12 protein-coding genes and 1 pseudogene are annotated in these 13,278 nt (G+C 63.9%); 4 read left to right on the top strand and 9 right to left on the bottom strand.

Going from position 1 to position 13,278, the window contains the following annotated elements; all coding sequences use genetic code 11:
- The first annotated feature begins 59 nt into the window (after positions 1-59).
- Positions 60-1,043: an aldo/keto reductase gene (locus E1N52_RS06005; RefSeq protein ID WP_133181083.1), complete on the top strand. Its 984-nt coding sequence runs from the start codon at positions 60-62 to the stop codon at positions 1,041-1,043.
- A 19-nt stretch (positions 1,044-1,062) separates the two neighbouring features.
- Here E1N52_RS06005 and E1N52_RS06000 read toward each other — a convergent pair whose 3' ends face one another.
- On the bottom strand, positions 1,063-2,001 hold the full coding sequence (locus E1N52_RS06000) for a helix-turn-helix domain-containing protein (protein ID WP_133181082.1): 939 nt from the start codon (positions 1,999-2,001) through the stop codon (positions 1,063-1,065).
- Between the two features lie 87 nt (positions 2,002-2,088).
- Here E1N52_RS06000 and E1N52_RS05995 point away from each other — a divergent pair, with 87 nt between their 5' ends.
- A complete protein-coding gene (locus E1N52_RS05995) occupies positions 2,089-3,501 on the top strand; it encodes a cytochrome P450 (protein ID WP_133181080.1) in 1,413 nt (470 codons plus the stop codon).
- 100 nt (positions 3,502-3,601) lie between these two features.
- Here the strand turns inward: E1N52_RS05995 and E1N52_RS45530 are convergent, their stop codons facing one another.
- The 5 genes and pseudogenes from E1N52_RS45530 to kdpF all read right to left on the bottom strand — a co-directional run bounded on the left by E1N52_RS45530 (position 3,602) and on the right by kdpF (position 8,786).
- The gene (locus E1N52_RS45530; protein WP_425468008.1) at positions 3,602-3,901 is read right to left on the bottom strand and encodes a potassium-transporting ATPase subunit C; all 300 of its coding nucleotides are present in this window, start codon (positions 3,899-3,901) and stop codon (positions 3,602-3,604) included.
- A 414-nt stretch (positions 3,902-4,315) separates the two neighbouring features.
- Positions 4,316-4,618: pseudogene (locus E1N52_RS45525) on the bottom strand (potassium-transporting ATPase subunit C); the annotation flags it as partial.
- 24 nt (positions 4,619-4,642) lie between these two features.
- Positions 4,643-6,772, bottom strand: a complete 2,130-nt coding sequence (kdpB, locus tag E1N52_RS05985; protein ID WP_246088976.1) for a potassium-transporting ATPase subunit KdpB — start codon at positions 6,770-6,772, stop codon at positions 4,643-4,645.
- Between the two features lie 84 nt (positions 6,773-6,856).
- Positions 6,857-8,659 carry a potassium-transporting ATPase subunit KdpA gene (gene kdpA / locus E1N52_RS05980; RefSeq protein ID WP_133181074.1) on the bottom strand — a complete coding sequence of 601 codons (1,803 nt, stop codon included), beginning with the start codon at positions 8,657-8,659 and terminating at the stop codon, positions 6,857-6,859.
- Positions 8,660-8,705: 46 nt separating this feature from the next.
- Positions 8,706-8,786 (bottom strand): K(+)-transporting ATPase subunit F, encoded by an 81-nt coding sequence (gene kdpF, locus E1N52_RS45520; protein WP_133181229.1) that lies wholly within the window; start codon positions 8,784-8,786, stop codon positions 8,706-8,708.
- A 401-nt stretch (positions 8,787-9,187) separates the two neighbouring features.
- Between kdpF and E1N52_RS05970 the strand changes: the two genes are divergently transcribed.
- Together E1N52_RS05970 and E1N52_RS05965 are read left to right on the top strand one after the other, a co-directional pair.
- Complete coding sequence (locus E1N52_RS05970; RefSeq protein WP_133181072.1) at positions 9,188-9,799, top strand: GNAT family N-acetyltransferase; 612 nt, start codon at positions 9,188-9,190, stop codon at positions 9,797-9,799.
- Between the two features lie 455 nt (positions 9,800-10,254).
- On the top strand, positions 10,255-10,626 hold the full coding sequence (locus tag E1N52_RS05965; protein ID WP_133181070.1) for a hypothetical protein: 372 nt from the start codon (positions 10,255-10,257) through the stop codon (positions 10,624-10,626).
- Between the two features lie 100 nt (positions 10,627-10,726).
- Here E1N52_RS05965 and E1N52_RS05960 read toward each other — a convergent pair whose 3' ends face one another.
- From E1N52_RS05960 to E1N52_RS05950, 3 genes are all read right to left on the bottom strand, one after another.
- A complete protein-coding gene (locus E1N52_RS05960; RefSeq protein ID WP_133181068.1) occupies positions 10,727-10,993 on the bottom strand; it encodes a hypothetical protein in 267 nt (88 codons plus the stop codon).
- 28 nt (positions 10,994-11,021) lie between these two features.
- On the bottom strand, positions 11,022-11,555 hold the full coding sequence (locus E1N52_RS05955; RefSeq protein WP_165979341.1) for a lytic transglycosylase domain-containing protein: 534 nt from the start codon (positions 11,553-11,555) through the stop codon (positions 11,022-11,024).
- 222 nt (positions 11,556-11,777) lie between these two features.
- Entirely contained in the window at positions 11,778-13,232 is a 1,455-nt protein-coding gene (locus E1N52_RS05950; RefSeq protein WP_133181064.1) for an MFS transporter, read from the bottom strand.
- Positions 13,233-13,278: the final 46 nt, after the last annotated feature.

Below are 13,278 nucleotides of genomic sequence, written 5' to 3'. Positions count from 1 at the left end.
GCGGCTCCCGCGCGAACAGGAGCGCCGGTCATTTCAGTTCACGCTATAAGGAGCAAGACATGCAAAAGCGCACACTCGGCAAGAACGGCCTCGAAGTTTCCGCGTTGGGTCTCGGCTGCATGGGCTTAAGCTTCGGCTACGGCCCCGCCACCGAAAAGAACGACGCGATCCGCCTGATCCGCACGGCGTTCGAGCGCGGCGTCACGTTCTTCGACACGGCCGAAGTCTACGGGCCCTTCGTCAACGAAGAACTGGTTGGAGAGGCGCTCGCGCCGATTCGCGACCAGGTGGTGATCGCCACGAAGTTCGGCTTTCAGGACGGCGACTCGAAGAAGCCCATGGACAGCCGCCCCGAGCGTATCCGCGCGGTGGCCGAGGCGTCGCTCAAGCGCCTGAAGACCGACCGCATCGACCTGTTCTATCAGCACCGCGTCGATCCGAACGTGCCCATGGAAGACGTGGCGGGCACGGTCAAGGACCTGATCCGCGAGGGCAAGGTCAAGCACTTCGGCCTTTCCGAAGCGGGCGAGCAGTCCATTCGCCGCGCCCATGCCGTGCAGCCCGTGGCGGCGCTGCAGAGCGAATATTCGCTCTGGTGGCGCGAGCCGGAGCACAAGGTGATGCCGGTTCTGGAGGAACTGGGCATTGGCTTCGTGCCGTTCAGCCCGCTCGGCAAGGGTTTTCTGACCGGCGCGATCGATGAGCGCACGTCGTTCGACCAGAGCGACTTCCGCGCCATGGTGCCGCGCTTTACCGAGGAAAACCGCAAGGCCAACGCGGGACTGGTCGACGTGCTCGGCCGCCTGGCCGACGGCAAAGGCGCGACGCGCGCGCAGATCGCACTGGCCTGGCTGCTCGCGCAAAAGCCGTGGATCGTGCCGATTCCTGGCACCACGAAGCTTTCGCGGCTCGACGAGAATGTGGGTGCGGCCAGTGTCGAGTTGAGCGCTAGCGATCTCGCCGCCATCGAAGCGGCGCTCAAAGAGATCCAGGTCGTGGGCGACCGCTACCCGGCGCAATGGCAACAGCGCGTGGACCGCTAAGCTTGTGCGCGCGACCCGCTCACACCCACAGCCGGTACATCCAGAACGACTCGTCCTCGACATAGCGCTGCGCAAAGTCGGTGGGCGAGAAGCCGGTCATGCGGCGGGTCGTGCGGCTCAGGTGCGCTTGATCTGCGAAGCCTTCGTCCTGGGCGAACGCCGCCCAGTCGAAGGACTGACCGTTGGCAAGGCGCTCCGTTGCCGCGAAATACGCGCCTTCGGCCTTGACGAGCGAGTGCCACTCGCGAAGCGAGCGCCCGCTATATGCCTTGATGCGCCGCTCCACCTGCCGCGCGCTATGCGTGTGGCCCCATTCGCGCGCCTGCCACGCAAGACGCCCCACCCACCAGCGGCCCGCCTCGCGTAGCGTGGCAACAGAGGACCGGTAGCCGCGAACGGCATTCCAGCGAGGCGCGAGATGGTGTTCGAGCACCGCGAGCGTCTGGGCATCGTCGGCAGTGCAAAGCAAGGCGTCGAGGAGCGGCAGCCACTCGCGGCCCAGCGTCTCGTGCGCACACAGAAAACGGTCGTGGACTACGGCCAGATCGAGATCGAACAGCGCCTTTGCTGCATCGGCGTTGAAGCACACCATGCCGCCAAAGCCCGTGGTCGGCGCCCAGCTCGTGGTGGGCTGCGACTGGCTGCCTGAAAGCGTGAACGCCGTGCCGAAGGGCCGCCACAACGGCCCGTTCGCGGTCGATTCCACGAGCCCGGCATCCAGTTCGCGGTACCACGAGAGACACACGAGCGGCGAGGCCGGGAAATGCGAGAGGCGCTGCGCGTCGTTCAGGTCGAAGCCGCGCGTATCGCGGCAGGCCACGGCCACGATGGCTTCCGCCAACGCCGCAGGAGGCGGATAGAGCCGCGCATGAGGACGCTCGGCGCCGCAAAATGCACGCGGCGCGCGCGCCCATCGGTCGGGGCAGGCAATCGAGCTGGGAGGCGTTGCGGTGGACATGACCGCGCAGTATAGGCGAGCGCGGTAAGCGCGTCGATGTCGTTTGCGTTCAAGACGCGCACCCGCCGAAGGTGTGCAATGCGGGTCATGAATACGCCATCGACCACTCAATGTCCCTTTCATGCGAAGCGCGACGAAGAGCCGCCTTCGCTTCCGCCCGCCGGCACATGGCCGCCCGGCCCGCCGGCCGGTCTGACCGGCTGGCACCTGTTGCGCCGCATGTCCCGCGACCTGCTCGGCACGCTCGCCGAATGGCAGCGCACCTACGGCGACGTCGTGCACGTGCGCACCTTCCCCGAGCACGCGATCATGGTGACTGACCCGCAGCTCGCGCGCGAACTCCTCGTGACGCATCACGACGCGCTGATCCGCTGGGAGCGCGGCACGAGCATCTTCGCGCAGTTGCACGGCCACAGCGTGCTGACTTCCGAAGGCGATGCGTGGCGCGTAAAACGTCAGGCGATGCAGCCCGGCTTCACGCCGAAGACCGTGCAGGCCTTCGTGCCGGGCGTAGCGGCAGCGACGGCTGCCGCGCTCGCGCAGTGGCCCTCGCATGACGCGCACTGGCCCGTGGAAAACGCGCTGACCTCGCTCACCATGGATGTGATCTTGCGGATGATGTTCTCGGCGCACATCGGCGCGCACGCACGCGAGGCCGAAGACGCCGTCCGCGTGGCGAGCGAAGCGGCCAACGCCGAATTCTATTGGCCCGCCAGCGCGCCCGACTGGATGCCCTGGAAGCGCGCCAAGCGGCAGGCCATCCGCGCATTGAAGGATCTCATCGAGCAGCATCTGCAAGCGCGCCTTGCGCTGTCCGAAAGTGCGTGGCCCGACGACCTGCTCTCGCGTCTCTTGCATCTGCATCGCGAAGACCCGCGCACATGGCCGCTCCAGGCGGTGCGCGACGAATGCATGACGACTTTCCTCGCGGGCCACGAAACGACTGCGGCCACGCTTACGTGGTGGGCATGGTGCATGGCCTCGAACCCGTCGGCGCAGGCCGCCGCGCGTGAAGAGGTGAGCGAGGCGCTGCAAGGCCGCGCGCCGGGCGCCGATGTCCGCACCGCGCTGCCGTGGCTCACGCAGACCCTCGAGGAAACGCTGCGCCTCTACCCCGCCGCGCCGGTTCTGATTAGCCGCCGCTCGCTGCGCGCGGTGGACCTCGGTCCGTGGCGCTTCCCGGCGCGCACGCTCTTTATGCTGCCCGTGCAATTGATGCAACATGACGCGCGCTGGTTCGCGGACCCCGCCGCGTTCAAGCCCGAGCGCTTCGCCCGCGAAGCCGCACCCGCCCAACGCGGAGCGTGGTCGCCGTTCGGCATGGGTCCGCGCGTCTGCCTCGCCCAGCATCTGGCCATGACTGAGATGACGGTGATCGCGGCGATGGTGTTGCAGCGCTACATGCTCTCGATACCGGACGGCATGGCGGCCCCGCGTCCCGTGCTCAACGTGACGCTAAGGCCGCATACGCCGCTGCATCTGGCGCTCGCGCCGGCTTAGCCTGGGCGGTTCGCGGGGATCACTGTGCCGCGGCCAGCGCCCCCGCGACGGGCACGCAGTACGGCGCACGCGCGTACATTGGCCCGATCATCCAGCGCGCTCAAGCGGGCGCGCCATAACGCCGGCGCAGATGCAGATTCATCTGCAACACGTTCACCATCGGCTCACCCACGAGGCCGGCGAGCGGAGCATGCGACGTGTCGTGCAGCATCGCGGCGATCTCGGCGCGCACCATTGCCGGATCGCGCTTCGTATCCTTCGCCCATGCCGCCGCCACGCGGTCGAGCTGGAACATCGCGTTCGCGAGCGTGATGTCCGGGTCGAGACCCGAAGCGGATGCGGTCACGAGGTCGCCCGGCACGTTCTGCAGCGCGACGTCCGGATGGTCCTGCCGCCACATGTCGAAGAAGATCGACTGAACATCGCTCCCCGCGTTCACGGGCTCGATCGCACTCACGTCCTTCCCGTTGGCGTCCTTGTGCGTGACGGCGGACGGGAACTTGCCCGGATTCGCCGCCGAAAACGCCGTGAAGAACAGCACCGCGAGATCAGCGGCCTTCGGCTGCGGCGTGCCGGGGTTTGCGGCTATCCATTGCTTCACGTCGGCGGGATGCTGCTTCGCCCAGGCATCCACATAAGCGCCGTGCGTGGGATCAGCATTGACCCACGCCTGCGCGAGGCTGTTATGCGCGTTGGCCCATTGCGCGACGATATGCGGCTGGCCGCCGAAGCGATCCGCCTGGAACCACGCCTCCACATCGGGCGCGACGAGCTGGCCCGCCTTCGGCCCCGCCGCATACGTCGCGATCGGCCCGATGACGCGCGCAACGCGGTCACGCAGCGCGTAGTTCGCGGCGCCGAGCCCCGACGATCCGGACGAAGAAGCGTCATACGAAACCGCCGATGGCCGCGGCTGGAAGTACTCGTCCTTCGTGAACGGCTGAGCGATGAGCAACGAACCCACCGCCTTGCCGTCCGGCCCCTTGACCACGCTGCCGTTGGCCTGGAACGGAAACGCGGTCTGCCCGATGACCCACAGCACGCCCGGATAGATGCCGCATACGAGCACGACGGCAAAGCCCAGCAGCCAGAGGCTCTTCGAAATGTGGCGCAGCATGACTTTCCCCTTTTCCCGTACCCGTCAGGACACCAGACCCAGCACGGTCATCACGACGTCGATCAGCTTGATCCCCGCGAACGGCACGATCACCCCGCCCAGACCCCAGATCAGCAAATTGCGGCGCAGCAGCGCGTCCGCGCCCAGCGCCCGATAGCGCACGCCGCGCAACGCCACCGGAATCAGCAGCGGAATGATCAGCGCGTTGAAGATCACCGCCGAAAGGATCGCTGATGTGGGCGAATGCAGATGCATCACGTCCATCGCGCCGAGCCAGGGCAGCGTGCCGGCGAACAGCGCAGGCACGATGGCGAAATACTTGGCCACATCGTTCGCGATCGAGAACGTGGTCAACGCACCGCGCGTCATGAGCAACTGCTTGCCGATCTCCACGACCTCGATGAGCTTGGTCGGGTCGCTGTCGAGGTCGACCATGTTGCCGGCCTCTTTTGCGGCCTGCGTGCCGGAGTTCATCGCAAGGCCCACGTCGGCCTGGGCGAGCGCGGGCGCGTCGTTGGTGCCGTCGCCCATCATCGCGACCAGCTTGCCCTCGGCCTGCTCGGTGCGCAGGTAGGTGAGCTTCGCCTCCGGCGTGGCCTGCGCGATGAAGTGATCGACGCCCGCGAGACGCGCGATCGTCGCCGCGGTCAGCGCGTTGTCGCCGGTGACCATCACCGTGTAGAGGCCCATTGCGCGCAGGCGCTGAATACGCTCGCGGATGCCGGGCTTCAGGATGTCCTCGAGCAGCACGACGCCCGCGATCTCGTTGCCGTTGGCCACCGCAATGGGCGTCGCGCCCTGGGCACCGGCTTGCTTGAGGATCGCGTCGAGTCCGTACGGCACTTCGCCGCCGTGCTCGCGCACCCATGCGATCACGGCATCGGGCGCGCCTTTGCGGATCGCGCGGCCGTCCGCGAGATCGACGCCGCTCATCCGCGTTTGCGCCGAGAACGGAATCACGCGCGTGTTTTCCGAGGTCGCGCTGTGACCTGCATAGGGCGCAAGCGGCGAGCCGCCCACGGCTGCGATGCTCTTGCCTTCCGGCGTGAGGTCGCCGAACGACGCGAGCGCGGCAAGCCGCTTGAGTTCGCTTTCATCCGCAGTGCCAATCGGCATGAACGCCGTCGCCCGGCGATTGCCGATGGTGATCGTGCCGGTCTTGTCGAGCACCACGGTGTCGATATCGCCCGCCACTTCCACGGCCTTGCCGCTCTTCGCGATGATGTTCGCGCGCAGCGCCCGGTCCATGCCCGCTATGCCGATGGCCGCAAGAAGCGCGCCGATGGTGGTCGGAATGAGGCAGACGAGCAGCGCCACGAGCGTCGGCACGTCGGTGCCCAGGCTGTGCAGCGGCTCGCTCAAGCCGAGGTAGCTCGTCATGTACTGCTCGGCGTTGTACGCCATCGGCCACAGCGGCACGACCACGATCAGAAAGATCAGCGTGAACGCGGAAAGCACGAGCGTGAGCGCGATTTCGTTCGGCGTGCGCTGGCGCACCGCGCCTTCCACGAGCCCGATCATGCGGTCGAGAAATGTCTCGCCGGGGTTGGCCGAGATGCGCACCGTGATCTCGTCGGAAAGCACCGTGGTGCCGCCGGTAACGCCCGAGCGGTCTCCGCCCGCGTCGCGGATCACAGGCGCGGACTCGCCCGTGATCGCCGATTCGTCCACGGACGCGGCGCCTTCGATCACTTCGCCATCGCCCGGAATCACGTCGCCCGCGCGCACCATCACCACGTCGCCGCGCCGCAGCTGCATGGAGGCAACGGTTTCGATGCCGCCGTCTGCACGCAGCCGCATCGCGGACGTGTCGCGCCGCGCGCGCCGCAAGGTGTCGGCCTGGGCCTTGCCGCGTTCTTCCGCGATGGCGGTCGCGAAGTTGGCGAACACCACCGTGAGGAACAGCCAGACATCGAGCGCGATGAAATACGTGAGCGGCGCCGCGCTATGGGCAATGCCGAACGCAATTTCCAGTATGAAGACAAAGGTCAGCACCGCACCGATCTCGACGACGAACATCACCGGATTCTTCCACTGGATGTCCGGCCGCAGCGCGATGATCGACTGCTTGAGCGCTAAGCGCACCAGTTCGCGGTCGAACAGCTGGTCGCGCCGCCTGTGCGGCGGCTGCGGGCCGCGCGAGACCGGCTGCATCGTTTTGGGTACGGCAGGGGTCGAGTTCATGATTTGCAGTCCTCGATAATTCGGTAGAGGCACTCCGGCAACGTCACCACTGCATCATCCGCCGAATGGAATTGGCCCGAGGTGGTTCGCGAGCGGGCCAAGCGCCGCGACCGGCAGGAACAGCAGCGCGCCGACGATCAGGATCGTTCCGAGCAGCAGGAAGCCGAACGTCGCGGTGTTGTCGCGCATCGTGCCAAGCGTCGCGGGCGCCGTCTTCTTGCGGCCAAGGAATGCGGCCATGGCGATCGGCGCCACGATCGGCAAATAGCGAGAGAACAGCATGACGAGGCCGGTTGCCGTGTCCCATTGCACTGCGGTGGGCGCGGGGTTCGGGTTCGCGTTCAGGCCGTAGGTGGTCGCGAGGCCGTCCATGGCAGATCCGTTGTTCGCGGATGACGAGGAGAACTGGTAGACGATTTCACTGAAACCGTGCGCCCCTGGATTCGCCTCGGCCTTCGTGCCCCAGTCGGTGGCGGAGAAAAGCCCCGTCGGCCCGAGAATCAGAATCGGGTGCACGAGCAGCGCGATCATCGCGAGCTTCATTTCACGCGCCCCCACCTTGCGGCCCAGGTACTCCGGCGTGCGTCCCACCATCTGTCCGGCGAGGAATACGCCCACCACGAGGAACAGCAGCAGGTTGATCATGCCCACGCCTTTGCCGCCGAACACGCAGTTCAGCCACATGCCGATGAGCGGCGAGAGGCCGGCGATCGGGTTCAGGCTGTCGTGCTCGGCGTTGACTGCGCCGCACGTGACATCCGTGGTGATCGCAGCGAATGTCGCGCCCGCCGACGTGCCGAAACGCAACTCCTTGCCCTCCAGATTGCCGAGATGCTGATCGACAGGCAACCCGGCCACGGGCGGAATCGTCACGCTATGCCGTGTGCCGGCCAGCGCATAGGTGCGCGCCACCGGGTGCGCCGTGAACGCGGGATTGGGCTGCATGGCGTCCCAGTACACGGCCCAGCCTATCAGGCCGATCATCATCGTCAGCATCACGCTGTAAATCACGACCGCGTGACGCAAGCGTCCGAGCATGCGCCCATACATGAGCACCAGCGAGAACGGGAAGATCATCATCGCAAGGGTGGTCACGATGTTCGAGAGCGCCGAGGGGTTTTCATACGGCTGCGCGCTGTTCATGCCGTAGAAGCCGCCGCCGTTGGTGCCGAGCATCTTGATCGGAATGACCGCGGCAACGGGGCCGACTATCAACGTTTGCTGCTTCGCCTGGCCGTGATCGTCCGTGCCCATCGCGGCGGGCTCCAGCGTCGAGACCTGCACATCGCTCGCGTAGGTCATCGGCATGCCTTCATGAATGAAGATCACGCCTACTACGAGCGCGACCGGCACGAACATGTAGACGACCACACGCCACATGTCGACGAAAAAGTTGCCGAGCCGATGCTCGCCGCGCAGCGCGCGGATGATAGCCGTGAGCGCGCAGAGCCCCACCGCCGCCGAAAGAAACATGTTCGGCAGGATGAAGAAGATCTGGCTGAAGTTCGACAGATGCTGATCACCCGAGTAGTGCTGCAGGTTCGTGTTGGTCATGAACGAAATGACCGTATTGAAGATCGTCGAAGGCGCGAGCATGCCCCGCCCGAGCGGGTTGAGCGGCATGAGCGGCTGCAGCGAAAGCACGACAAAGCCGAACACGAACAGCGCCACATTGAAGACGAGCAGCGCGAGCGTGTATTGCTTCCAGTCCTGCGCGCCGCTGTCGAGACGCGACTCGAACCAGCGCAGCCAGCGCGGCGCGGGAAAATGCCCTTCCATCACCCATGCCATGTAACGGCTGAGCGGAATGGATATCGCGATCGCGAGGACGAGTATCAGTACCGGCAGGGTCCACATGGTCCCCCCTCTTCATGCCGCAAGGGCGTGAGATTCAAGTTGAATGCTAGAACCACTCGGGGCGTATCAGCGCGACGAACAGGTACACGAACGTCGCGGCCGATATCGCGGCGGCAAGCCAAGCCATGGCGGCCTCCTCAAATGCGCTCGCAGGCGTCGATGAACAGCACGCACAGCACGAGACTGCCGAGCCCGAGCGCAAAGAGCACCGGCAACCAGACGACCAGGTTCATGATGTGACTCCCCGTCGATGAAACTTGCGGCAAGGCGCGCCCCCTGCGCTTAGCAGCGCAGTTCAGCGAATACACCCTGCCAGCAGGGTGCTTAAGGTATAGAACCCGGCAGATAAAAATTGCGTAAATCCGGTGGGGTTTCGTGCATAGGCGGGATATACGGCGATGCTGAGCGTGACGCGGCAACGTCACGAAGCATCATATTTTTGCACCATGTTTACGGGCTTCGTTCTACGCTGCTGCATTGAGGCGCCGGTTCTCTTACTCCACGCTCATCAAGGAAGCCAGGTCATCCATGATCGCAACAGAAGAACACGACGAATGGCTCACCCTGGATCCGTCTGAAATGGTACGGCTCCAGATCCGGCGGTTTGACATCCATCTCGATTCATCGGAATTGATCGCGAAGCTGCTTCGCAGCGCGGCCTCCAGTCTCGACCGAAAAGAAGCCATTAGCAGTTACTACGTCAGTCGCGAATCCGGCCGGCGGCGAAGCGCAAAAGCAGAGGCGTGCTTTATCGCCGCGTGCAAGGGTCAGCTTGTGGGAACGCTGACCATCGAGGGGACGAACCTCTCCTCACCGTGCCGTCACTACCGGCGCCAGGACGTTGCAACGATTCACCGGTACGGCGTCGATCCGCGTTGGCAACATCTGGGCATTGGCCGGGCACTCCTATCGTTTGCCAATCGTTGGGCAGCGGACCTGGGCTATGCACAACTGGCTCTCGATACGCCGGTTGCCGCGGGTAGCCTTCTCGACTTCTACCATACGTTAGGGTTCAGGCTTGTCGATACGGTCCACTTCCCCGGTTGTGCCGATGACAGCGCCGTGCTCAGTCGTCCTACCTTAAGCGGCTGGCGGTATGCACCTACGTCGCACGCTAGCCGGCGCTTGCAGCGCGACTGATAACGGATATAGAGCGGCACTGAATTCGCTATCCTGTGGATGGCTTTACGCTCTTTTTACTTGCCGCAAAAAGATAGCGCATTAGAATATTCCGGTAATCCAATACGGAGATGTTCCATGAACATCCGATGTCCTCGTCCCCCTAGTCGTTCCTTACCTGACAGACAAGACGTCTGAGCTTTCTCCTCGAGCCACCGTCTTGCCAGCAGGCGAACGGTGCGCGTCCCGGCAGCATTTCCGCGTGACCCTCATTGTCATCTGAACACCGCGATTGCGGTTGCTCGGCCGTCGGCCTGCACCCGATCGGCGTGTTCGCGCGCCCGTGATTCGCTATTTGCATTCCTGATTGTCGTCGCTCGTCGCCGGCCGATTTGGACTGCAATACGCAAGCGCCCTATTTCTGCTCGGCCATTCGCCGAGTGGATATCAACAGCAGTCGATTCAGGAGCATTACCATGTTTGAGATTAACAAGAACTACACGCGCGAATTCATCCACCAGGTCTGTGGTGGTAACAAGCAGGCATTTCTTCCCATGAAGAACGGGAAGGTCGTCGCCGCCTGTTTGCGGACGGACCTCAATCCGCAAGCGCCGGAAGTCATCATCTGCAACAGCAGTGCTTCTGCGAATGCGGCGGGGCGAACGCTGTCGGGACAACGCGATGCCATCCCGGTATTCATCAAGACGGAGACCGATTCCTACCGGTTTGCGGGCCTGTTTGCTCCGGGCGAGTCCTTCGTCACCCCGCTTTCCTGCGCACCGTTTGTGCAAAACTGTGGATTGACGTCCGCGCAGGTTTCACGTGTCATCAAGATGCAACGCCGTTAAAGCAAAGCACCTGGAAAAAGCAAAGCCCCCGTTGACGTAGGGTCTCGGGGGACTCGTGCTGATCAGTCGGGTTCATATTTGCGAGCCAGCCAGAACGCACTCAGAGATCGGTGGCTGCAAGCGTGATCCGCTCGTTGACCAGCAACGGATATCGATGCTCGATTACCCGAGCAAGCCTGGATTTATTGAGCGCAAACGCCAGCATGAGTTGTTTCGGGGACTCGTCCGTCGCGCCCAGCTTTTCGCAAACCACTTCGCAAGGGAGTGAATAGGCGCAATATCCCCAACCAAACCGGTAAGCCGAAAACCATACGGACGAGTCCGCGGACAGGATGGGTTCAGTGAGGTGAGCAGTTGGCTGACTCATGATTGTTGTACCTCCCACGCAGGCGGCGTTACTGGAATTGCGCCGCCGTTTCGGATGCTGGAATACGCGGCTGAATGGGGAATGCCGTCTTGATCACACTTACGCGGTCGGCCACGCGCCGCGGGTAGTCTTTAGCACCCCCACTATAGCGCAGAAGCGCGTCATGAACGTCCCCGTCGGATGCTTCGAGGTAGTCGTGCAGGATCGACGACCCGATGCGGACATTGGTGCCCGCGTCGGTCAGATCGGAAGCATGAAGAACGATGTCCCTGTGCTGCGACGGCAGGATCTGCATGAGCCCCCTGGCGCCGGCGACGCTCACGGCGAAGCGGTTGAAGTTCGACTCGACGGCGATGACTGCGAGCAGCAGAATCGGCGAGATCGCGTCTCGTTGTGCGGCTTGCAGCACCGCTTCGCCGATCTTCAGTGCGTCGTGCAAGCCGATATGAAACCGCACGTTCAACATGGTCGCGATGTCTTCGGCTGTCGGTATGCCCTGCGGGACAGCGTCGTAGGCGGGCTCGGTCGGCACAACGACCGATGCGTCGGCGCCATAGCTCATTCCATGGAACGAGCCACCCGCCAGAATCGCCGCCAGAGCAAGAGCGCGGAGACCATGCGAACGAGCGCCTCGCCGCTCACCGAGATTGTTGTTCATATGCGTTAGCGCTTTACTTATCAAACTTTTTGAAAGGCTACGCCGGTCGAACGAACAATTTCAGAAAAAGGTGGCGCTCTTACGAAAAAATTGCGTAAACATGCCTGAGTGGAGCGCGAGGCCCGCTCAATGGGAAATGCTCTCCAGCGACTTGCCGAGCGTGCGGGGCCCCATCAAGCCGATGGACACCATCACGAGTGCCATCGCCCCCGCGATGAAGACGAACACGCCTGTCACGCCGAACGCCTTGAGCGTAAAGGCGATGACGAAGGAACTGAACACCGCCGAGAGCCGGCTCCACGAATAGACGAAGCCCACGGCACGCGCGCGGATGGCCGTGGGATACAGCTCCTGTTGATACGTGTGATAGGTGAACGAAATGATATTGCCGGCGAGCGTCAGCAGCACGCCGAGCGTCACGATCGCCACCGCCGCCGACGCCTGGCTGAACAACAATCCGCTCACGATATTGATCGCCGCCATGCCGACGATCACATGCTTGCGCTCGAAGCGGTCGGCAATCCAGTAGCCGAGCAGCGGCCCAAGCGGCGCAGCGAGACCGATCACCGTGGTGTACATGAGGCTCGACGTGACCGTAATGCCCTGCTTAACGAGCAGTGTGGGCACCCAGTTCGCGAAACCGTAGAAGCCCACCGTCTGGAAGATATGGAAGACGATGAGCATGACGGTGCGTTTGCCGTATGGCGGCTTCCACATGTCCGCGAATCCAGCTTTTCGCGGCACCGGGTCGGCAGGGCCTACCGCGGGCAGTGGCGCTCCATATTGCCGCGCCACCGTTTCTTCGAGGTCCGCCAGCACCGCTGCGGCTTCTTCAGTGCGGCCTTTACCCGCGAGCCAACGCGGACTCTCGGGCAGATTGCGCCGGAAGTACCAGACAAAGAGCGCGCTAACGCCGCCCAGCAGCACGACCCAGCGCCAGCCATCGAGGCCAAGCAGCGCACGCGGCACGAGAAGCCACGAAAGAAACGCGACGACGGGCACGGCCGAAAAGCCGATCGCCTGGCACACGGCGAACGCTCTGCCGCGCAGGTGTTTGGGCGCAAGCTCGGAGAGGTACGTGCCGATGGTCACCAATTCGACGCCTATGCCCACACCCGAGATGAAACGCCAAAGGTTCAGGCCGCTCGCCGTATCCTGGAAGGCCATGACCGTGTTCGCCGCGACGTACCACAGCAGCGACCACGTGAAGATGGCTCGCCGCCCGAAGCGGTCTGCGAGGAAGCCGCATGCGGCCGTGCCGATAAAGAGGCCGCAAAACAGCGCGGCGATGAAGCTCGCCACGCCCGAAGTGCCGAAGAGGCCTGGCGTGGTCGAAGTGAGAATGCCGCCTTTGACGAGACCCGGTGCGACATAACCGGTGAAGAGCAAATCGTACAGTTCGAAGAAGAATCCGAGGCTGAGCAGCAAGATGAGCTTCCATACCGCGCGCGTCGCCGGAAGCCTGTCGAGACGGGCCGATATCGCGCCATACTGCGCGCTGCCGTCGGCAAGCGCGCTTGCTTCAGCGGGTGTTCCATGGTCAGCGGCGCGCAGATTCGCCGCGCCCTCCAGAATGGCCATGTTTGTCTCCAATGTAGTAGTTGGCATCAGTGATTCGCGGCGCGTG

This window comes from Paraburkholderia guartelaensis (assembly GCF_004353905.1).
GTDB lineage: Bacteria > Pseudomonadota > Gammaproteobacteria > Burkholderiales > Burkholderiaceae > Paraburkholderia > Paraburkholderia guartelaensis.
Note: the sequence above shows the minus strand (reverse complement) of the source record. Positions and strands in the feature narration are given on the sequence as shown.